Source organism: Exiguobacterium sp. KJ 601, from assembly GCF_027161185.1.
Taxonomy (GTDB): Bacteria; Bacillota; Bacilli; order Exiguobacteriales; family Exiguobacteriaceae; genus Exiguobacterium; species Exiguobacterium profundum.
This window is the reverse complement of sequence record NZ_JADHZG010000002.1, coordinates 230,635-249,218: the sequence shown is the minus strand read 5'-3', so window position 1 is coordinate 249,218 and position 18,584 is coordinate 230,635. Positions and strand designations below refer to the sequence as shown.

Genomic DNA, 18,584 nt, shown 5'->3' with positions numbered 1-18,584 from the left:
GTTTACTTTGAAAGGAACGAAAACGAATTATGAGTATATTAACGGTACAAAACTTGAGCCACGGCTTTGGTGACCGCGCTATTTTGAACGATGTCTCTTTCCGCCTCTTAAAAGGGGAGCATATCGGTCTCGTTGGAGCGAACGGTGAAGGAAAATCGACGTTCATGAACATCATCACGCGCAAGCTGCAACCGGATGAAGGAAAAATCGAATGGGCGAAAAACGTCCGTGTCGGTTACCTCGATCAACACGCGGTACTTGAGCGCGGGATGACGATTCGGGACGTCTTGAAAGGTGCCTTCCAATACCTGATTGACATGGAGACGCGCATCGGCGAACTCTACATGGAGATGGGCGACGCGACACCGGAACAGATGGAAGACATGCTCGCAGAGGTCGGTGAGCTTCAAGAAACGCTCGACTCGAACGACTTTTATATCATCGACGCGAAAGTAGAAGAAGTCGCACGCGGTCTCGGTATTTTAGACGTTGGTCTCGACCGTGACGTCACGGACTTGTCAGGTGGACAGCGTACGAAAGTATTGCTCGCAAAATTACTTTTAGAGAAGCCAGATATCTTGCTCCTCGATGAGCCGACCAACTATTTGGATGAAGTGCATATCGAGTGGTTGAAACGCTATCTTCAAAACTATGACAATGCCTTCATCTTGATCTCCCACGATATCCCGTTCTTAAATAGCGTCATCAACTTGGTCTACCATATGGAAAACCAAGAGTTGAACCGCTATGTCGGGGACTATGACAAGTTCATGGAAGTTTACGAGATGAAGCGTTCGCAACTTGAAGCCGCCTATAAGCGTCAGCAAGCCGAAATCGCGGATTTGAAAGACTTCGTTGCCCGTAATAAGGCGCGTGTGTCGACACGAAACATGGCGATGTCACGTCAGAAGAAACTCGATAAGATGGATGTCATCGAATTGAGTGCGGAACGTCCGAAACCAGAATTCCGCTTCTTGCAGGCACGTACATCGGGGCGCCTCATCTTTGATGCGAAAGGTCTCGTCATCGGATACGATGAGCCACTTTCACGTCCGCTCGACCTTCAGATGGAGCGCGGTCAAAAGATTGCCCTCGTCGGAGCGAACGGAATCGGGAAGACGACGCTCTTGAAGAGCTTACTCGGCTTGATCAACCCGCTTGAAGGAACAGTCGAACGTGGTGAGTTCCTCGAAATGGGTTACTTCGAACAGGAAGCCGCATCAAGCAACAACACGTGTATCGAAGAGATTTGGAGCGAATTCCCGTCACTCAACCAACAGCAGGTGCGCGCGATGCTCGCGAAATGCGGTCTCATGACGAAGCACATTGAAAGTAAAATCTCTGTCCTCAGTGGTGGGGAAAAGGCGAAAGTACGTCTTTGCAAACTCTTAAACAACGAAACGAACTTACTCTTACTCGATGAGCCGACGAACCACTTAGACGTCGACGCGAAGGAAGAGTTGAAGCGTGCGTTGAAAGAGTACAAAGGAAGCGTCCTCCTCATCAGTCACGAACCAGAATTCTATGAGGATATCGTCACAGACGTCTGGAACTGTGAGTCATGGACGACGAAAGTATTCTAATTCAGTAAAGGACGTGTCGTATGGCTGGCCCAATTCAAACGAATGAACGGATTATCTTGTATGACATTATCCGAGGGTTTGCCCTCTGCGGCATTTTCCTCGTCAATATCCCGAGTATGCTCGGGAGCGACTGGATGTTTGGTCGTCCCGACTATTACGGGAGCGACTTGTTCGTCCGCACACTCTTCGATTTGTTCGTGCAGACGAAGTTTTATACGATTTTCTCCCTCTTATTCGGGATCGGCTTTTCGATTTTCCTCGAGCGCTCATACGCCCGAGGCGAATCGGTCAGTCGTTACATACGCCGGATTTTGATTCTTTTCTTGTTCGGTCTGGCACACCTGACGATTTGGTCAGGGGATATCCTCCATACGTACGCCATGTGGGGCTTATTGCTTCCCCTCTTTTACGGATTGAGTAACCGCGCCATTCTAGCGTGGGCGTGGAGTTTATTGATTGGAAGTTTCTTCTTATTTTATGGATCATCTGCGCTTGTGGAATGGGCAAATGGCGGTGACTTCAATAGCGGCGCTCCATTCCCGACACCATATAATATGGGATTTGGCATTTGGTTCGACTACCGTCTACAAATTGAAATATTCGCCGCCATGTCGAATTCACTTCTTGTGGGTATTGAGATTCTTAGCTTATTCTTGTTCGGTCTTTATATTGGACGGGAACGGAAGCTGCTCACATGGTCGATTCAAGGGTTGACTCGTACTGCGATCATTTGTGTCCTCTTCACCTTGCCATTTTTCGGAGTTATCATTTGGCATCATTATGGTCAAGGCGAGGCCTATTACTGGGTGAACCTTGTTGCTGTTCTCGTCTCCGGAAAACTGCTCGCCACGACCTATATCTGCCTGTTCACGGTAGCCGTTCGAAAAGGTCGGACGTTCGCCCCGCTTCAAGCGCTCGGACGAATGGCACTCACGAACTATCTGACACATACATTGATCATTGTCTTACCAGTGATTGCACTTGGGGCGTACGGGGCGCTTTCTTTAACCGAAGGCTTGTTCCTCAGCATCGCCATTTTGATTGCGCAGTCGTTCTTCTCGATGTGGTGGCTAAAGACTCACCGCTACGGACCGTTTGAGAAACTATGGCGTCTCGGAACATACGGACGACAAACAAAATCATCCTAAGATCGGACTTCATTGTCCGGTCTTTTTTAAACAAAAACTGCAGACGAATGAACGTCTGCAGTTCCGCTCGAGGCCACGGCTTCGAGTTTTTATTTTGTTGCCGCTTCAGTTAAGAATGGCACGATTTGCTTCTTACGTGAGACGACGCCAGGAAGTGTCGCCAATCCGTTTTGGAGCGTCACATTGAACGCTTGTTCGAAGAGTTCTGGTTTTGGTCCGACGACAATCGCTTCTGAATCGTTCGTCAAAATGTTTGTAATGGCAAAGACGAACAAGTCCAAGTTTTTCGCTGCAACCGTTTTGGCGATTGCGGCTTCAACTTCCACTTTCCGGTTCAAGACATCGTTCGCATCGACCGTGTTCACTTGTGCGATTTCGACACGATAGTCGCCCATCGCGAATTCTTTCGCATCGAGTGAGATGAGTTCTTCAATCGTTTTTTGGCTAAGGTCCGCACCGGCTTTGAGCATCTCAAGACCGTATGTTTCCGCATCGACGCCAGCAATCTCCGCAAGTTCTTTCGCTGCTTTGATATCTTCACCTGTGCATGTCGGCGATTTGAAGAGAAGCGAGTCTGAGATGATGGCGGAAAGCATTAAGCCGGCCATATCCGCTGCGATTTCGACACCATGCTCTTTATACAACTTCAACAAGATTGTCGCCGTACATCCAACTGGCTCCGCACGATAGTAGAGCGGGTCTGCCGTTTGGAAGTTTGCGATACGGTGGTGGTCGATGACCTCAAGGATTCGCACGTCTTCAATCCCGTCCGCACTTTGCTGGAACTCGTTATGGTCGACCAAGATAACTTCTTCCGCCTCACCTTTCACACTTTCGATCAAGCGTGGTGCTTTCACACGGAAGTGATCGAGCGCATATTGTGTTTCGCCGTTCACTTCACCGAGACGGACCGCTTCTGCGTCCATCCCTAATTTCTTTTTCAACTCGGCATAGGCGAGCGCTGACGTGATTGTGTCGGTATCTGGATTTTTATGTCCGAAGACTAGTACTGTACTCATGTCTCATTCTCCTCACTAAATAGTTTTCCCTTATCCATTATAACGTCCACGGCATTTCTTTCAATTCCCAAACAAAAAGAGCCGTGTCGGCTCTTATGCTTGTTCATCTTCATCTGTCTCTTCAAGATCGGAATGATCTCCTTTTGAATCTTCTTCATGGGAGATGTCCGGTTGATCTCGTTTCAACTTTTCTTTTTCTTCTTGTTCACGCTTTTCTTTGTCTGACATATCGTGTCATCCTTTCGAAAATCCGACTTGTCGTAATCTGTTCCCCAAGCCAGATTTCGTCAAACGACATTTCACTAAACGTAAACAAACTGAAACGTCAGGCCTGCACGAAGACGATTTCTTCTCCGCGAAGTTCGACTTTCACGTCTTGTCCTTGGAACAACCACTCATCTTGTTCCGCCACCACAAAACGAATGCCGTCTTCTTCGGTCTCAACAGCCGCATTGTTCACGTCTTCTGTGATGACCCCGACAGAAAAACCGTGCGTCAAGTCTGTCGAACCTCCGTATTTGGCAAACAAACGAACTGTTTGGCCTGCTTCGACTTCCATTTCTTCTTTAAACCATTGGAGCGCTTCTTCTGTTACTTGAATTTTCATAACATCTCCTCCTCTCGACTACTCCTTTCATTCTAAACGTTTCAAAAGAGTCGAGCGAGGAAGTTGCCTAAAGTGTGGTGCCAACTTGATAGCTCACTGTCATGCCATGCGTTTCCGGTTGCGCACCATTCATTTCAGCGAGCGTCGTTTCAAATAAGCGCCGCCCGATTTCTTCATTCGGTGAGAGCATCGTCGACAGTCCGAATGCATGACCGATCGGATGTCCGTCAAACCCGAGCATGGCGACTTCCTGAGGAATCTTGATGTCTCGCCGTTGCATCTCTCCTAAAAATCCGAGAGCGACATAATCGGACGAGAAAAAGAGCGCTCGAGGACGCTCTTTTTGAGAGAGGAACGCTTCAGCTAACCGAATACCGTCCTCACTCGTCAAATAGCCGGTCCAAATCCATTGCTGACGCGCATGCTCTACTTCATCGAAATAGGCTTGCTGACGCGCAAGGGAGCTCGGACTATGGCTTCTTGACAAGATGATACCAATCTCTTCATATCCATGCTCCTGTAGCACATGAATACCTGATACGAACGACGCGTAATGGTCGACATGGATCGACGAGATCGTCTCCGGTGCACCGACAGTCGCCACAGCGATCGGTCCATACGCGCGATACGTTTCCATTTCCTTAAAGGACATCTCATGAGACAAGACGATCGCCCCATCGACTTCACGGTGCTTCAATAAATCGAGCGCTTGTCGTTCCTCGCTCAGTTTATACTCCGTCTGCCACATGACGAGGCGATAATCGTGCTCGAGCGCCGCCTTGGCGAGCCCGTTGACGAAGAAACCGTAATACGGATGATCCATATAAGGTAAGATGACGACGATTCGTTGCGTCTTCCCCGTCGACAACGTCAACGCCTGTTGATTTCGCAAATACCCGAGCTCCTTCATTGCCGCATGTACACGGGTCCGTTTTTCTTTCGATACGTACGGATGCTCGTTCAGGACGCGTGAGACCGTCGTCACCGAAACGTCAGCGTGCTTTGCGATATCTCGAATGTTTGCCATTCATCTCACCTCAACTTGTCAGTCTTTGCATATAGTGTACCCACTCTGCTTGTTGACTGTCACCTCTTTCGACGACTTGACAACGAATCGCTTGAACGAGACGGAAGCGCTCTTCTAACGGCAGATGAAGAAACTCTTCACGGAAACGGGTACACAACATTTTTCCAAACGGTGTATACAACTGATTGATGACGAGCTCGTATACGATTCCACTGCACCATGTTTTCCACGTTGTCGGTTTCATATCGGTTCCCCTCCCTTTGTCTATACCGTATCTTCTGAAACGCGTTTCAGAGCAAGCATCTTTTTTAAAAAAGTTTATTTCCGAACATTATTTGTCTTCAACTTTCATTTTTCATGTTTTTTACTCAAAACAATTGACGGGAATCAAACATTTTTGTATAGTCATCAAGTTGAAAACGTTAATTTAAGCATTTTCCTCAATTAATGTTCGGAAATAGACTGAAATAAGGAGTTTTATCGATGAATATCTTTCAATTGAAACAACATGGAACGAATGTTAAACAAGAAGTGACTGCTGGGATCACAACGTTCGTGACGATGGCGTACATCTCTGTCGTCAACCCGGCGATTCTATCTGATGCTGGGATCCCATTCGCACAAGCTTTCACGGCGACAATCATTGCCATCCTCATCGGAACTGGCTTGATGGCGTTTTATGCGAACTTACCAATCGCCGTGGCGCCAGGAATGGGGCTCAACGCATTTTTTGCTTACACGCTCGTCGCCCAAGAACAGATTGCGCCGTCTGCCGCGCTCGGTGTTGTCTTCGTCTCGTCCGTCTTCTTCTTGATTTTGTCGCTCTCTCCAATTCGGACGAAGTTGATTCAAGCGATTCCAACTTCGTTGAAGCATGCCATCACGACCGGGATCGGTCTTTTCATCGCTTCACTCGGATTAAAATTATCAGGCTTAATTGTTGCTGATGAAGCAAACTTGGTGCGTCTCGGTGACGTGTCTTCTCCAGAAGTACTACTTGTACTCGGTGGTTTGATCGTCTCGGCACTCCTCTTCTCACGAAACGTACCCGGTTCTTTACTCATCGGGATGGTCCTTACCGGGATTGCGGCTTACTTCATGGACATCTTACAAATCGACGGTGTCACGGCGATGCCGACACTTCCCGAGGGACTCATGGTCAACCCCGTGACGGCATTTAGTGATGTCATTCAATACGGTTTGTTCGGTGCTGTCCTCTCGTTCTTCCTCGTCACGCTTTTTGATACGACAGGTACGCTTGTCGGTGTCGGAAAACAGGCCGGTCTCTTAAAAGAAGATGGAACAATTGAGAATGGTCACCGTGCACTCTTTGCCGATTCACTTGCCACAATGGGTGGATCACTCGTCGGAACGAGCCCGTCTACGGCATACATCGAGTCTGCTGCCGGTGTCGCGCAAGGTGGACGTACAGGCCTCACAACGGCCGTCGTCGCCGGATTGTTCGGATTGACACTCTTCTTCAGCCCACTTATCGGCGCCATCTCTGGCGTTGCGGCGATTACGGCTCCTGCACTCATCATCGTCGGGGCACTCATGTTGACGAACGTCCGGTACATCGACTGGAGCGACTTCAGCGAATACTTCCCCGCGTTCATGACGATTTTGATCATGCCTTTGTCAGGAAGCATCGAACGCGGAATCGCCTTCGGGTTCATCTTGTACCCGATCTTCAAAGCAATGAACAAAGAGACGGTTCACCCGCTCATCTATTTGTTCGGCGCACTCTTCATCTTGGAAATGTTCTTCCTATAAGTTAGACAGAAGATCCTCGTCATGTGTCGAGGATTTTTTTCTGTTATACGTACTTCCTACCTGTTTTATATCAGAAACGAGATGAATATCGGTTCAGTGAGATACGTTATCAATTAGACAGGATTTTACAAATAAATCAGTTTTTCTCCCCATTTTTCTGTCACTTTCCTACGCTTTATGAAATAATGACGTTGAAATCGTTATCATCAGAAGAAAGAAGGAATGGCTATGCCGAATGTAGCTTTATTCGTCACTTGTTTATCTGATACGTTGTTTCCATCCGTCGGACAAGCGACAGTCGAACTACTCGAACATTTAGGGTGCGAAGTGACGTTCCCCTTTGAGCAGACATGCTGTGGGCAGCCTGCCTACAACAGCGGCTATCATGAGGAGACGAAAAAGGTTGCCAAGCACATGATTGAAACATTTGAACAAGCAGATGCAGAATATATCGTCGGACCATCGGGGTCGTGTGTCATGATGATGCGCGACTACCCTCATTTGTTCCAAGATGATCCAGTATGGGGTCCTCGCGCTGAAGCGCACGCCGCCAAAACGTTCGAACTGACACAGTTCATCGTCGATGTGCTCGAAGTCACTGATGTCGGTGCCAAGTTTCCCGCCAAAGCGACCTATCATGCGTCTTGTCACATGACCCGCCTCCTCGGAATCGAAGCGGCTCCCGGAAAGTTGCTCGGAAACGTCGATGGACTGACGATGGTTCCCCTCGCGAACGTACATAACTGTTGTGGGTTCGGCGGGACGTTCTCCGTCAAGATGCCAGACGTGTCGGTACAAATGGTAGATGAAAAAGTCGATTCTATCTTACAGTCAGGCGCAGAGGTGTTGATCGGAGCGGATGCGTCATGTCTGATGAACATCGGCGGACGTCTTCATAAACAGGGACATCCGATTAAAGTGATGCATATTGCCGAAGTCTTGAACGAAGGAGTGAAGCAAGCATGAGCATGGGGATTCGATTGGATGAGAAGTTTCAAGATCGACGAAAAGATGGAATCGAAGATGCGTTCATGCGGCAGGCCGTCAGTTCGGCTCAAAACCGTCTACGGGATGGCCGGTTAAATGCTGCAGGTGAACTCGGGGACTGGGAATCGTTTCGCGACCATTCGGAAGAAATTCGTCAACATGTGCTGGAACATCTGGATTATTACTTATATCAATTGAGCGAGAATGTCTCAAAACGTGGTGGAAGCGTCTTTTTCGCGGAGACACCGGAAGAAGCGAACCGCTACATCCGGGAAGTCGTTCGGTCGAAGCAAGCCAAACATGTCGTGAAATCGAAATCGATGGTCACGGAAGAAATCGGCTTGAACGAAGCACTTCAGGAAGAAGGATGTACCGTCGTCGAGTCCGACCTTGGGGAATGGATTTTGCAACTCGACGAAGACCCACCGTCTCACATTGTCGCCCCGGCTCTGCATAAAGACCGCGACGCTGTGCATGAGACGTTCACTGCCCACGGCTACAGCGGGTCGAACGATCCGACTGAACTCGGTCGTTATGCGCGTCAAGAACTGCGCAAAGACTTTTTGAAGGCAGAAGTCGGCATCACCGGCTGTAATTTCGCCATCGCAGAGAGTGGAGCCGTCGGGCTTGTGACCAATGAAGGGAACGGACGCATGGTGACGTCGCTTCCTGATACGGTCATCTCTGTCATGGGCATGGAACGCGTCGTCCCGTCTTATGAAGAGTTCGAGGTGCTCGTCAACATGCTTTGTCGAAGCGCGGTCGGTCAGCGACTCACGTCATACATCACGACATTTGCCGGGACGCGCGCGGTCGGTGAAGTCGATGGACCAGAAGAGTTCCATCTTGTCATCGTCGACAACAAGCGTTCTGGTATTCTCGGGACAAAGTTCCAATCGGTGTTGCAATGCATCCGCTGCGCGGCCTGTATCAACGTCTGTCCCGTCTATCGCCATATCGGTGGTCATGCGTACGGGTCGATCTATCCAGGTCCGATTGGTGCCGTCTTGGCTCCGCTCCTTGATGGATACGAGAACTATAAAGAACTCCCCTATGCGTCGAGTCTCTGTGGCGCCTGTACGGAGGCGTGTCCTGTAAAGATTCCGCTGCATGAGCTGTTGATTGAACATCGACGCGTCCTCGTAGAGGAGAAAAAGCAATCACCTTTCGTGGAGCGGATTGCGATGAAAGGATTTGCCGTCACGGCTTCGAGTCCTTTCTTATTCGAAGCAGCAGAACATGTCGCACCTTTTGCGACATCACCATTTGCCACAGCGGGTCAGATTGAGAAAGGGCTACCGGCTTGGACAGACTCGAAAGACTTGCCACAACCGAACAAACAGACCGTCCGAGATTGGTTCAAGAAACGGGGGAATGCCTGATGAATCCTGGTACAATCACAAACCGTGAGGACTTTCTACAACGAATCGCCAAGCAACTCGGTCGTGAGGTCAAGCTCACGCCGCCAAAACGGGAATATACACATCGTCCGCAAGATGAGGTGTTGAAAGGCGCGAGTGAAGAAGAGCTGCTCGAGACGTTCCGCATGGTCGCGACCCGAATCCATACCGATTTGGTGGAATGTGAATCTGCGAAGCTTGATGATACGCTTCGCCTCTTGATTGAACGCTATCATGGCGCACGGATTCTCGCAGAAAACGATGAGCGAATTTCCGCTTGGGCACCTGCAACAAGTGAGACGTTTGATTGGTGGGATTCGTCACAACCCGAAGCGAGTCGAGAGCTGGCCATTCGAGCGGACATTGGAATCACAATTGCGGATGCGGCATTTGCGGAAAGTGCGACAATCGTCCAATATGCGAAGCCTGGTAGATCACGGACAATCAGTCTGTTACCGCAAGACCATATTGCAATCATCCCGAAATCTGTCCTTGTTCCACGTATGACGCAAACGGCACAACAACTTGCCACACTCGACCGAGACGGTCTCCATTCCCCGAACGGTGTCAATTTCATCTCTGGTCCCTCGAACTCAGCCGACATCGAGATGAACCTCATCGTCGGCGTTCATGGTCCTGTTCGAGTCGCCTATGTGTTGGTACATGATTTATAAGTATAGCCCCTCCATCGATCGATGGAGGGGCTATATTCATCCTGATACGGTGACGCTCCCATTTGAGCTCGTTAATTTCACTTCAATCGATCCGTCTCCAAATACGCACTCTTTCGACCGCTCTCCAAACACATCAACTTTCCCGTTTCGTGACTTCGCACGAATCGTCACATCTTCCGGACGTTCATCGACATGTAAGTCAATCTTCCCATTGTTCGTCTTCAAGCGAATCGGTGCTTGAATCGCTTGTACGGAACAGTCTATCCGTCCATTAGAAGTTTTGGCATCGACCGCTCCCGTGACGTGATCGACATCGATTCGACCGTTCGAGGAATGGATGTTGATCCGCTCGAGCTGAGAATGTTTCGCTTCGACACGACCGTTTGAGGAATGAAGCTCCCAATCGTGACCGTGACAGTTTGATGCGAGCACTTTTCCGTTCGATGTGCGCAGGACACCATGACGTGCTTGAATGTGATGTGCGACGATTCGACCGTTCTCACTCTCCACGTGGAACCGTTCCGCTTGGAGATCTTGTACATCACTCGAACCGTGACGATTTTTCAATTGAATCTGATGATAGGCGTGATGAGGCAATTCAACCCGAAGTACAGGTGCCTTTGACCCAAACCATGAGAACAGGTCCGAAAGACCGAAACGACGTTCGGATTCAATCCGTATCTCTAAAGTGTCCCCGACGATATCCATGACGACCCCATGATCAGTCTCCGTCTCAAGCGTCGCATACGCATAACCGTCTTGTGATGGGGTGACGAACACTTGCGCATTTTGAACTTGAATGAGGACGCTTTGGAAGGCTACCGCCGAGCTTTTGACAACCGCAGGCGGTCGCGTCGAGACCGATTCTTCAATATCGACAGAGGCGAGCAATTCCGATGCGAGTATGCTCGGTTCCCCTAATTCACGTGCCAATTCTTCGTCACTTCTTCCTTCTAATCGACCACTCGTGAAATATTCCGATACGTCTCGTAAAATATCAAGCCGATCTTTCACCTTCACATTCATCAATAATTGTTCGAGCTCTGACAAGTACTGTTCTTCATTCATCTGTCGTCTCCCCCTCGGATTAAGTCATTGACACCGTTCGTGAATACGTTCCATTCCGTTCGCAACTCAGTCAAATGTATTCGTCCTTGTTCCGTAATCTGATAGTACTTCCGTGGAGGGCCTTCTCCAGATTCCATTAAATACGTTGTGAAATAGCCCTCTGTCGTCAGCCGACGCAACAACGGATAGACCGCACCTTCTGAAATGGCTACTTTGGCTGAAATCGCTTGGACGAGTTCATAGCCGTAGCGGTCTTGTTCCGCGACGAGTGCTAACACACACAGGTTGAGTACACCCTTCTTGAATTGAGGATTCATCATCCCACCCCCTACTATACATAGAACAATAGCATATCAAACACTACTATTCAATATATAATAGTTGCCATTCTCCTGATTTCTCAATATCTAGCATCTGAAGAGTTGAATCTGTACAATAAAAGAACGACACTCGTAGGATATTTGTCACAGTCGGAATGTTCATCATTCTAGGAAGGAACGGTCTTTATGAAGTCATGGATTGACCAACGGATCGGGAGACAATTTTTATTCGTCTTCTATTTATTCATCGGACTGATCCTCCTCACATCGCTTGCCGTATATGTGTATACGGAAAATCAAATCGAACAGACGACGTCATCGCTCGAGAACATCAGTGAACGGCGCACAAATGCGACCGAATTGTTCGAGACATGGCAGTCGATGCAATATGAAATGCGCGGATATGTCCTCCTTGGAGACGACGCGATGTTAGAGCGTGTGCAAGATAAACAAGTTTTGATTGACGAACAGACCACTTGGTTCGAGCAGAATGCCGTAACCGAGAAAGAAAAAACGTACGCGAGCGATGCTCGTACGCTCTTTGACGCATATCAAGAACGTGTCATGCCGAGCCTCGAACGTTATGTAGCAGGAAAACGGGACGGTAGTGTAACCGAACCCTTCTTAAAGATGCCGACGCTCGGGAAAGTGAATCCACAACAAGAGCCACCGGCAGATCGTAAATTCAAAATCAATTCAAAAAGTGCCGCAGATATGAGTGCGAGCATCGTCGATATGGAGAGCGTCTTCACGGAATACCGGAACTCACTGAACGCAGAAGAGGATGCGCTCCGTGCTCAGCTTGCGACCCATACGAAGTGGGCACAGGCCTTTTGGCTCCTCTCTTTACTCGGTGTCCTCTTCATTCTCTTTATCGTCGCCCGTCCATATGTGAGACGCTTAACTGGTCAACTGCAAGAGTTGATTGAAAACAGCAAGCGCCTTGCCGGAGAGCGACAGCCGATGACACCGGCGGCCGCCCAATCTAAAAATGAAGTCGGGCAATTGACAACATCATTCCGGCAAATGGCTACATCTCTCACGGCACAACGCTATCGGATTGAAGAGGAGCGTGAGAAGACAGCGCGCCTCCTTCACTCGATTCGCGATGCCGTCATCTATGTCGAACACGCAACAAGTGAGAAAGTAGCAAACCAAGCGTTGTTCGTCTTATTCAATCAACCGATTACGCAGCGAAATGAAGTCGATTTATACCGTTTAGACGCTAGCCTTGAGGAGCTCGGACTGCAGGTCGACCAAAAGGATGCCTTTTTCGCGTTCATGGAACGGTCATTCGATGGACAGTGTAAAGAAGAGAGCGTCACGTTCTCGATGAATCAGGAAGAGCGCTTCATTCAAATGTATGCGGAGAAGATTTACTTGCGAGGGACACGTCATGGGACGATGCTCGTTTTCCGTGACGTGACGCACGAGACCGAAGTCGACCGTCTGAAAACCGAACTCGTTTCGACCGTCTCTCACGAACTCCGGACTCCGCTCACAAGTATCATTGGATTCACTGAACTTCTTCGTTTCCGAAAACTTTCATCTGAACGTTCCGAAAAATATTTAGGAATGATTCATCAAGAGACATTACGTCTTGAAGACTTGATTTCGAACTTGCTTGATATACAACGGATGGAGTCTGGACAACAGACGTACCATAACGAACCAGAGCGTCTGTCCGCTATTCTTGAGCAAGCGATTTCGGTGCATCAAGGCTCAAGCCAACATCATCACATCACGTTTGATTGCACGGAAGACGTCTATGTATACGGAGACCGGACGCGACTCAATCAACTCTTCATGAACCTCCTGCACAACGCCGTGAAGTATTCGCCTCGTGGTGGTGAAATCAATGTCCGTGTCACATGTGAACGACCGGATTGGATTGACATTTCAATTGAAGATCACGGCATCGGGATTCCCCAAACCGCGCTACCAAAATTGTTTGACAAGTTTTATCGCGTCGACAATTCCGCCAGTCGAAAAATCGGGGGGACCGGTCTCGGTCTCGCAATCTGTAAAGAAATCGCCGAAGGTCACGGTGGAACGATTCACGCCACATCGAATATCGGCAAAGGCTCCATTTTCACGGTCAGTCTTCCCAAGTTGGATATGACCAATCAAATGAGTAGCTAAACGAAAAGAGGGTGCATCATCGCACCCTCTTGTTTATTGGACTTTGTTCTCTGGACCAAATGACGGATAGAGCGAAAGCCCACCGTCCGCAAAGATGGTTGTCCCCGTCACATAGGACGACTCATCCGACGCGAGCCAAGCGGCAACGGCTGCGATTTGTTCCGGTTTCCCGATGACGTGAGATGGGATGAGCGCTTCTAATCCCTTCTTCTCTTCCGGGTCGCTCATCGTTTCTTCGTTGATTGGTGTATCAATCGCCCCAGGTGCGATCGCATTGACACGAATATGGTTTGGAGCATACTCAAGCGCGACGGATTTCGTGAACATTTTCACGCCACCCTTGCTGGCTGCGTAATGTGTATAACCTGGACGTGGGATGACTTCGTGAACAGAAGACATATTGATGATGTTCCCCTCGATTTCATGCTCCACGAAGTATTTTAAAGCAGCACGAACACCAAGGAACGTCCCGTTCAAGTTGACGTCGATAATCTGCTTCCAGTTATCAAACTCCATCTCATGTGTTTTTGCCTCGACTTGAACGCCGGCGTTATTCACGAAAATATCCATCTTTCCAAACTCAGAGATGGCTTTCTCAATCATCTTCTCGGCGAGTCCCTCTTCCGCGACATCCCCTTTTACGGCGACGGCTTTCCCGCCAGCTGCCTCGATGCCACGGATGACTTCCTCCATCTCTTTTTCACTGCTGCGGTAATTCAGGACAACGCTCATCCCTTCTTTTGCGTAACGTTCCCCGATGGCACGACCGAGCCCCTTCGAGCTGCCCGTGATGACCGCGACCTTACCTTTTAACTCTGGATAGTTTGCCATGTCAATTCCTCCTTCATCTTCTCGGGTTTAGTTCCCGCATTCCCCTCTTCATCAAACATGATTGGCTGCATTTTGAATATTTGAAACAAATCAACTATACTGAAACAAACTATTCGTTTTCAGGAAACGCCTGAAAGACGTTTGATCTTATACTCAATGGAGGTGACTCCCCGATTTTAGGGGGAATTGTTGGACAGTCCCATGTTACTCAGCTTACTCGTCGTCGCACTTTTAATCTTTTTGACTGCCTTTTTTGTGGCAGCCGAATTTTCAATTGTGAAAGTGCGTGGCGCTCGACTCGACCAGCTCGTGCTCGAAGGAAATAAGAAAGCGGTCAGCGCGAAAAAAGTCATCGAGAATATCGACGACTCCCTTTCTGCCTCGCAGTTCGGAATCACGCTTTCTGCACTCGGTCTTGGGTGGATTGGTGCCGATCAAATCGAAACGTATATCCACACATTGGTCGAACAATTGAACATATCGCCTTCTCTCGTGACATTCTTGTCGTTTCTGATCGCCTTCTTATTGATTGCGTTCGTCCATGTCGTCATCGGTGAACTCGTGCCAAAAACGCTCGCGGTTCACGAAGCGGAGAAGTTGACGCTGCTCGTCGCACGTCCGCTCTACGTCTTCACAAAAATCTTCTATCCGTTTATTCGAGCATTGAACAGTATGGCTCGAATCACACTCCGTTTATTCGGGGTACAGACGACAGCGCAGGAAACGGCACACTCTGAAGAAGAATTGAAAATCATTATGACGGAAAGTTTCCGTAGTGGTGAGATCAACGAAAACGAGTTGGCATATGTTCAAAATATCTTCTCCTTTGACGAACGGATCGCCAAAGATGCCATGGTGCCACGTATGAACATGGTGACAATCGATGAAGAAGATACGATTGAAGAGATCATCGCCGTAGTGGAAGAGCACCAGTATACGCGTTATCCCGTCACACGAGATGGCGATCGCGATGACGTTCTCGGATTTGTGAATGCGAAACAGCTCTTCACTGCTCAACTTTCAAAAAATGATGCACCGTTCGAGTCGTTCATTCATCAATTGCCGCTCGTCACCGAGTTCACGCCACTTCAAGAAGCGATGGTGAAAATGCAAAACGCGCAGACGATGATGTGTCTCGTCATCGATGAATATGGCGGGACGGCAGGACTGTTGACGATTGAAGACATTTTAGAAGAAATCGTCGGCGAGATCCGAGACGAGTTCGATCGAGACGAACAGGCTGAAATTACAGAAGTCGCTCCGAAACATTATCGCCTTTCGGGACTCGTTTTAACGCAAGAACTCGAAGAGCGGTTCGGCATCGAAATCGAAGATGACGTCGATACGGTCGGTGGATTCGTTTTATCACAAAAAGCGAATGCCCGAACAGGCGAGCGCTTCCTTTTACCCGGCAACCATGAACTGATTGTCAGTGAAGTCGATAACCACCGCATCGTCTTTGTCGACTTGATTCTCGCCTCTCACGAAGAGGAAGAACCATTATCTGAATGATGCTTTCTTTAAACCCTTCTCCGAAATATGGTGAAGGGTTTTTCACGTTTGCACCGAACTGTCGCTATATTTTCGCCTCTTCCCGTGATATACTGCACATATGTTGCTTATTTGAGTGTCACCCACTCAATGACACAACATCACCGAAACATGGCGAGATGTTCGGTTTAAACAGAAAGAAATAGAAAGAAGGTTACGCATGGAACGCAAACTATTTTTGATTGACGGTAACTCCATGCTGGCCAGTGCTTATTATGGTGCCGCCGCGAGCCGAACGAAAAAAGGACGCGAGGTATCTAAAAACGATCGGAGTGCCGTCATCGGAATGACCGGCCTCATCCGGACGATTCTACGCAGACATCGTCCGACTCATTTTGTCGTTGTTTGGGACGTCTCACGTGAAACATTATGGCGTCGAGAACTGTACCCAGGCTACAAACGTCGCAGACGTCAAACACCGCCTGAATTAAAAGCGCAGATGGAACTCATGCGCCAACTGCTTGAGGATAGTGGAATCCCACAATTCCAAGTAGAAGGGTATGAAGGGGAAGACTTGATTGCCCACATCGCCCGTAAATTCAGTTGCAGTGCCCCTGTCGTCATCATGACAAAAGACAAAGACTTGTTACAGCTTGTCAGTCCACGAATCACCGTTTGGTTACAGACACAGGAGCTTCAGCAAATGCAGGCTCGCTGTGACATTCGTGATAATCGTCCGTTGCCACTCAAGCGTCATTTAGAAATTCGACCAGAAGAGATTGCGGCGCTATACGAAGGATTGAAACCGAAGCAACTGTCAGCCGTCAAAGCGTTGACAGGAGACCGTTCTGACGGAATCCCTCCAGTTGCCGGGCTCGACGAAAGTCAATCGGTTCAACTCATCAAACGATTCGGTTCGCTCGATAAGCTGTATTCTGCCTTGAGCATCAAGGGTGAAAAACGACAACAAGTAAATGAAACGATCGCGGCACTGACGTCAGAGGAGGTGCCCCGTAACTTGAGACGAACACGCAAAAAAGCAGAGCGCAATATGGAGCTCGTTCGCCTCGATGTCACGGTGCCGGCACTTGAACATTTGAAGCTAGCTCACCTTGAGCTCAGCCTCAATCCTAAACGAGTCGAGCAAGCGTATCAAAAACGCGGACTTCGTCTCTCGTTTAACGCAGGTCAGAAGAAAACATCCGCACGTTAAAAAGAACGAACGCTCAAGCGTTCGTTCTTTTTATATGCACGGTAATCCCGTCTTCATCGGTCAACGACCATTCAGACGATGTTCCGCCTAACGCCTGGTTCGTCTCTTCATTGACGAGAAGCGTCCATGCTTCGATTCCGGTCTCCATTCCCACAGGATCGCTCGGACGGGCCCACACGTTCGTTCCGATGTGATGGTGGTAGCCATCAGCTGCTAGGAAAAGTGCGCCTGGATAAGAATCCGTCGTAATGGAGAAGCCAAGCCGATCATGATAAAAACGTTTCGCCGCCTCGATTGAGCGTACTTTAAAATGCACGTGCCCCATCGTCGTTCCGATCGGTAAACCAGTAAACGACCGATTGGCTGCCGCTTGAAGCATCGATTCATAGTCGACAGGCTCGGTCGCCATTTTCACATGGCCGTTTGCCTCGTACGTCCATTGGTCCTTCGGGCGGTCGGCATACAATTCAATCCCGTTTCCTTCTGGATCGCTCAAGTAGAAGGCTTCACTCACGAGATGGTCGCCTTGCCCCACTTCGATGCGTCGCTCAATGAGATGTGCCAACATGCTTCCTAACTCTACACGGTTCGGGAACAGAATAGCTAAATGGAACAAGCCTGCCGCCCGTGGATTGGTTTTCGCTTGCGGGACACTGTGCAAGATGACAAGCGGACGTTCCTTCGTACCGAGTGTAATGAGCTCTTCGCTCTCTTCTAAAATACTCATCCCAATCACGTCTACGTAAAATCGTGTCACCTGTTCAATGTCACGGACTCGAAGCGTTACCGGACCGAGTTCGATTTTTTCGATTTTCATATATTATCACCTCCCCTTCACTATACCCGCTCGGTCGATGTTACAGAAGTAGGCACAAAAAGGTGGTATAGTTACTTCAACGATACTATTGGAAAGGAAGAGCGACGTGACTAACATAACAAGCTGTGAAGTCGATACGGCACTCGAACTGATTACAGGAAAATGGAAACATTCCATCCTCCTTGTGTTGATCAATGGAGATACATTGCGTTTCAGTGAGTTGAAACGCGCGTTACCAAAAATCAGCCAAAAGATATTGACCGCACAACTCCGTGACTTAGAAGAACAGGATATCGTCATTCGGACCGTCTATCCGGAAGTTCCGCCCCGTGTCGATTATCGTTTAAGTGAGTACGGGAAAACACTGATCCCGATTCTCGAAGCGATGAACGAATGGGGAATGCGTCATGCCGAACGGATGCGCTCTAATTAGTTGTCCACATGTGGATAACCCATTTTTTCTACTGAACATATCACTTATCCA

General features: G+C 48.8%; 19 protein-coding genes. 10 read left to right on the top strand and 9 right to left on the bottom strand.

The window, feature by feature from the left end:
- Positions 1-29: 29 nt before the first annotated feature.
- Positions 30-1,583 (top strand): ABC-F family ATP-binding cassette domain-containing protein, encoded by a 1,554-nt coding sequence (locus tag IRJ25_RS11650; protein WP_015880457.1) that lies wholly within the window; start codon positions 30-32, stop codon positions 1,581-1,583.
- A gap of 20 nt (positions 1,584-1,603) precedes the next feature.
- On the top strand, positions 1,604-2,731 hold the full coding sequence (locus tag IRJ25_RS11645; RefSeq protein WP_269318334.1) for a DUF418 domain-containing protein: 1,128 nt from the start codon (positions 1,604-1,606) through the stop codon (positions 2,729-2,731).
- 89 nt (positions 2,732-2,820) lie between these two features.
- On the opposite strand, the gene IRJ25_RS11640 is transcribed toward IRJ25_RS11645, so the two are convergent.
- The 5 genes from IRJ25_RS11640 to IRJ25_RS11620 form a co-directional block, all read right to left on the bottom strand.
- Positions 2,821-3,750, bottom strand: coding sequence for a manganese-dependent inorganic pyrophosphatase (locus tag IRJ25_RS11640; RefSeq protein WP_269318333.1), 930 nt, complete (start codon positions 3,748-3,750; stop codon positions 2,821-2,823).
- 93 nt (positions 3,751-3,843) lie between these two features.
- Entirely contained in the window at positions 3,844-3,978 is a 135-nt protein-coding gene (locus IRJ25_RS11635) for a hypothetical protein (RefSeq protein WP_015880450.1), read from the bottom strand.
- Positions 3,979-4,075: 97 nt separating this feature from the next.
- Complete coding sequence (locus IRJ25_RS11630) at positions 4,076-4,357, bottom strand: HesB/YadR/YfhF family protein (protein ID WP_074034990.1); 282 nt, start codon at positions 4,355-4,357, stop codon at positions 4,076-4,078.
- 67 nt (positions 4,358-4,424) lie between these two features.
- Positions 4,425-5,384, bottom strand: coding sequence for a LacI family DNA-binding transcriptional regulator (locus IRJ25_RS11625; RefSeq protein WP_214818024.1), 960 nt, complete (start codon positions 5,382-5,384; stop codon positions 4,425-4,427).
- 10 nt (positions 5,385-5,394) lie between these two features.
- Positions 5,395-5,628, bottom strand: a complete 234-nt coding sequence (locus tag IRJ25_RS11620; RefSeq protein ID WP_026824564.1) for a hypothetical protein — start codon at positions 5,626-5,628, stop codon at positions 5,395-5,397.
- 245 nt (positions 5,629-5,873) lie between these two features.
- Between IRJ25_RS11620 and IRJ25_RS11615 the strand changes: the two genes are divergently transcribed.
- The 4 genes from IRJ25_RS11615 (at position 5,874) to IRJ25_RS11600 (ending at position 10,218) form a co-directional block, all read left to right on the top strand.
- Positions 5,874-7,157, top strand: coding sequence for an NCS2 family permease (locus IRJ25_RS11615; protein ID WP_215113690.1), 1,284 nt, complete (start codon positions 5,874-5,876; stop codon positions 7,155-7,157).
- A gap of 228 nt (positions 7,158-7,385) precedes the next feature.
- Complete coding sequence (locus tag IRJ25_RS11610; protein ID WP_074034994.1) at positions 7,386-8,123, top strand: (Fe-S)-binding protein; 738 nt, start codon at positions 7,386-7,388, stop codon at positions 8,121-8,123.
- A gap of 2 nt (positions 8,124-8,125) precedes the next feature.
- Entirely contained in the window at positions 8,126-9,526 is a 1,401-nt protein-coding gene (locus tag IRJ25_RS11605; protein WP_269318368.1) for a LutB/LldF family L-lactate oxidation iron-sulfur protein, read from the top strand.
- A complete protein-coding gene (locus IRJ25_RS11600) occupies positions 9,526-10,218 on the top strand; it encodes a LutC/YkgG family protein (protein WP_074034997.1) in 693 nt (230 codons plus the stop codon). The genes IRJ25_RS11605 and IRJ25_RS11600 overlap by 1 nt, the downstream gene beginning before the upstream one ends.
- Positions 10,219-10,254: 36 nt before the next feature.
- On the opposite strand, the gene IRJ25_RS11595 is transcribed toward IRJ25_RS11600, so the two are convergent.
- Positions 10,255-11,286 carry a DUF4097 family beta strand repeat-containing protein gene (locus tag IRJ25_RS11595; protein ID WP_269318332.1) on the bottom strand — a complete coding sequence of 344 codons (1,032 nt, stop codon included), beginning with the start codon at positions 11,284-11,286 and terminating at the stop codon, positions 10,255-10,257.
- Entirely contained in the window at positions 11,283-11,603 is a 321-nt protein-coding gene (locus tag IRJ25_RS11590; RefSeq protein WP_214784287.1) for a PadR family transcriptional regulator, read from the bottom strand. Before IRJ25_RS11590 ends, IRJ25_RS11595 begins: the two co-directional genes overlap by 4 nt.
- A 189-nt stretch (positions 11,604-11,792) precedes the next feature.
- On the opposite strand from IRJ25_RS11590, the gene IRJ25_RS11585 reads away from it, so the two are divergent.
- Complete coding sequence (locus IRJ25_RS11585; protein ID WP_269318331.1) at positions 11,793-13,748, top strand: ATP-binding protein; 1,956 nt, start codon at positions 11,793-11,795, stop codon at positions 13,746-13,748.
- Positions 13,749-13,781: 33 nt separating this feature from the next.
- Here IRJ25_RS11585 and IRJ25_RS11580 read toward each other — a convergent pair whose 3' ends face one another.
- Positions 13,782-14,579, bottom strand: a complete 798-nt coding sequence (locus tag IRJ25_RS11580; protein ID WP_015880438.1) for a glucose 1-dehydrogenase — start codon at positions 14,577-14,579, stop codon at positions 13,782-13,784.
- 189 nt (positions 14,580-14,768) lie between these two features.
- Between IRJ25_RS11580 and IRJ25_RS11575 the strand changes: the two genes are divergently transcribed.
- Positions 14,769-16,091: a hemolysin family protein gene (locus tag IRJ25_RS11575; protein WP_251030912.1), complete on the top strand. Its 1,323-nt coding sequence runs from the start codon at positions 14,769-14,771 to the stop codon at positions 16,089-16,091.
- Positions 16,092-16,290: 199 nt separating this feature from the next.
- The gene (locus IRJ25_RS11570; RefSeq protein ID WP_031424353.1) at positions 16,291-17,283 is read left to right on the top strand and encodes a 5'-3' exonuclease; all 993 of its coding nucleotides are present in this window, start codon (positions 16,291-16,293) and stop codon (positions 17,281-17,283) included.
- 13 nt (positions 17,284-17,296) lie between these two features.
- Here IRJ25_RS11570 and IRJ25_RS11565 read toward each other — a convergent pair whose 3' ends face one another.
- Positions 17,297-18,100, bottom strand: a complete 804-nt coding sequence (locus IRJ25_RS11565; RefSeq protein ID WP_159563312.1) for a VOC family protein — start codon at positions 18,098-18,100, stop codon at positions 17,297-17,299.
- Positions 18,101-18,206: 106 nt separating this feature from the next.
- Here IRJ25_RS11565 and IRJ25_RS11560 point away from each other — a divergent pair, with 106 nt between their 5' ends.
- Positions 18,207-18,533 carry a winged helix-turn-helix transcriptional regulator gene (locus IRJ25_RS11560; RefSeq protein ID WP_015880434.1) on the top strand — a complete coding sequence of 109 codons (327 nt, stop codon included), beginning with the start codon at positions 18,207-18,209 and terminating at the stop codon, positions 18,531-18,533.
- Positions 18,534-18,584 lie beyond the last annotated feature (51 nt).

Bases quoted from the DNA above. Each gene is read 5' to 3' on its own strand.
- IRJ25_RS11650 (WP_015880457.1), top strand. From the start codon at position 30: ATGAGTATATTAACGGTACAAAACTTGAGCCACGGCTTTGGTGACCGC.
- IRJ25_RS11645 (WP_269318334.1), top strand. From the start codon at position 1,604: ATGGCTGGCCCAATTCAAACGAATGAACGGATTATCTTGTATGACATT.
- IRJ25_RS11640 (WP_269318333.1), bottom strand. From the start codon at position 3,750: ATGAGTACAGTACTAGTCTTCGGACATAAAAATCCAGATACCGACACA.
- IRJ25_RS11635 (WP_015880450.1), bottom strand. From the start codon at position 3,978: ATGTCAGACAAAGAAAAGCGTGAACAAGAAGAAAAAGAAAAGTTGAAA.
- IRJ25_RS11565 (WP_159563312.1), bottom strand. From the start codon at position 18,100: ATGAAAATCGAAAAAATCGAACTCGGTCCGGTAACGCTTCGAGTCCGT.
- IRJ25_RS11625 (WP_214818024.1), bottom strand. From the start codon at position 5,384: ATGGCAAACATTCGAGATATCGCAAAGCACGCTGACGTTTCGGTGACG.
- IRJ25_RS11580 (WP_015880438.1), bottom strand. From the start codon at position 14,579: ATGGCAAACTATCCAGAGTTAAAAGGTAAGGTCGCGGTCATCACGGGC.
- IRJ25_RS11585 (WP_269318331.1), top strand. From the start codon at position 11,793: ATGAAGTCATGGATTGACCAACGGATCGGGAGACAATTTTTATTCGTC.
- IRJ25_RS11605 (WP_269318368.1), top strand. From the start codon at position 8,126: ATGGGGATTCGATTGGATGAGAAGTTTCAAGATCGACGAAAAGATGGA.
- IRJ25_RS11600 (WP_074034997.1), top strand. From the start codon at position 9,526: ATGAATCCTGGTACAATCACAAACCGTGAGGACTTTCTACAACGAATC.
- IRJ25_RS11630 (WP_074034990.1), bottom strand. From the start codon at position 4,357: ATGAAAATTCAAGTAACAGAAGAAGCGCTCCAATGGTTTAAAGAAGAA.
- IRJ25_RS11590 (WP_214784287.1), bottom strand. From the start codon at position 11,603: ATGAATCCTCAATTCAAGAAGGGTGTACTCAACCTGTGTGTGTTAGCA.
- IRJ25_RS11595 (WP_269318332.1), bottom strand. From the start codon at position 11,286: ATGAATGAAGAACAGTACTTGTCAGAGCTCGAACAATTATTGATGAAT.
- IRJ25_RS11610 (WP_074034994.1), top strand. From the start codon at position 7,386: ATGCCGAATGTAGCTTTATTCGTCACTTGTTTATCTGATACGTTGTTT.
- IRJ25_RS11570 (WP_031424353.1), top strand. From the start codon at position 16,291: ATGGAACGCAAACTATTTTTGATTGACGGTAACTCCATGCTGGCCAGT.
- IRJ25_RS11620 (WP_026824564.1), bottom strand. From the start codon at position 5,628: ATGAAACCGACAACGTGGAAAACATGGTGCAGTGGAATCGTATACGAG.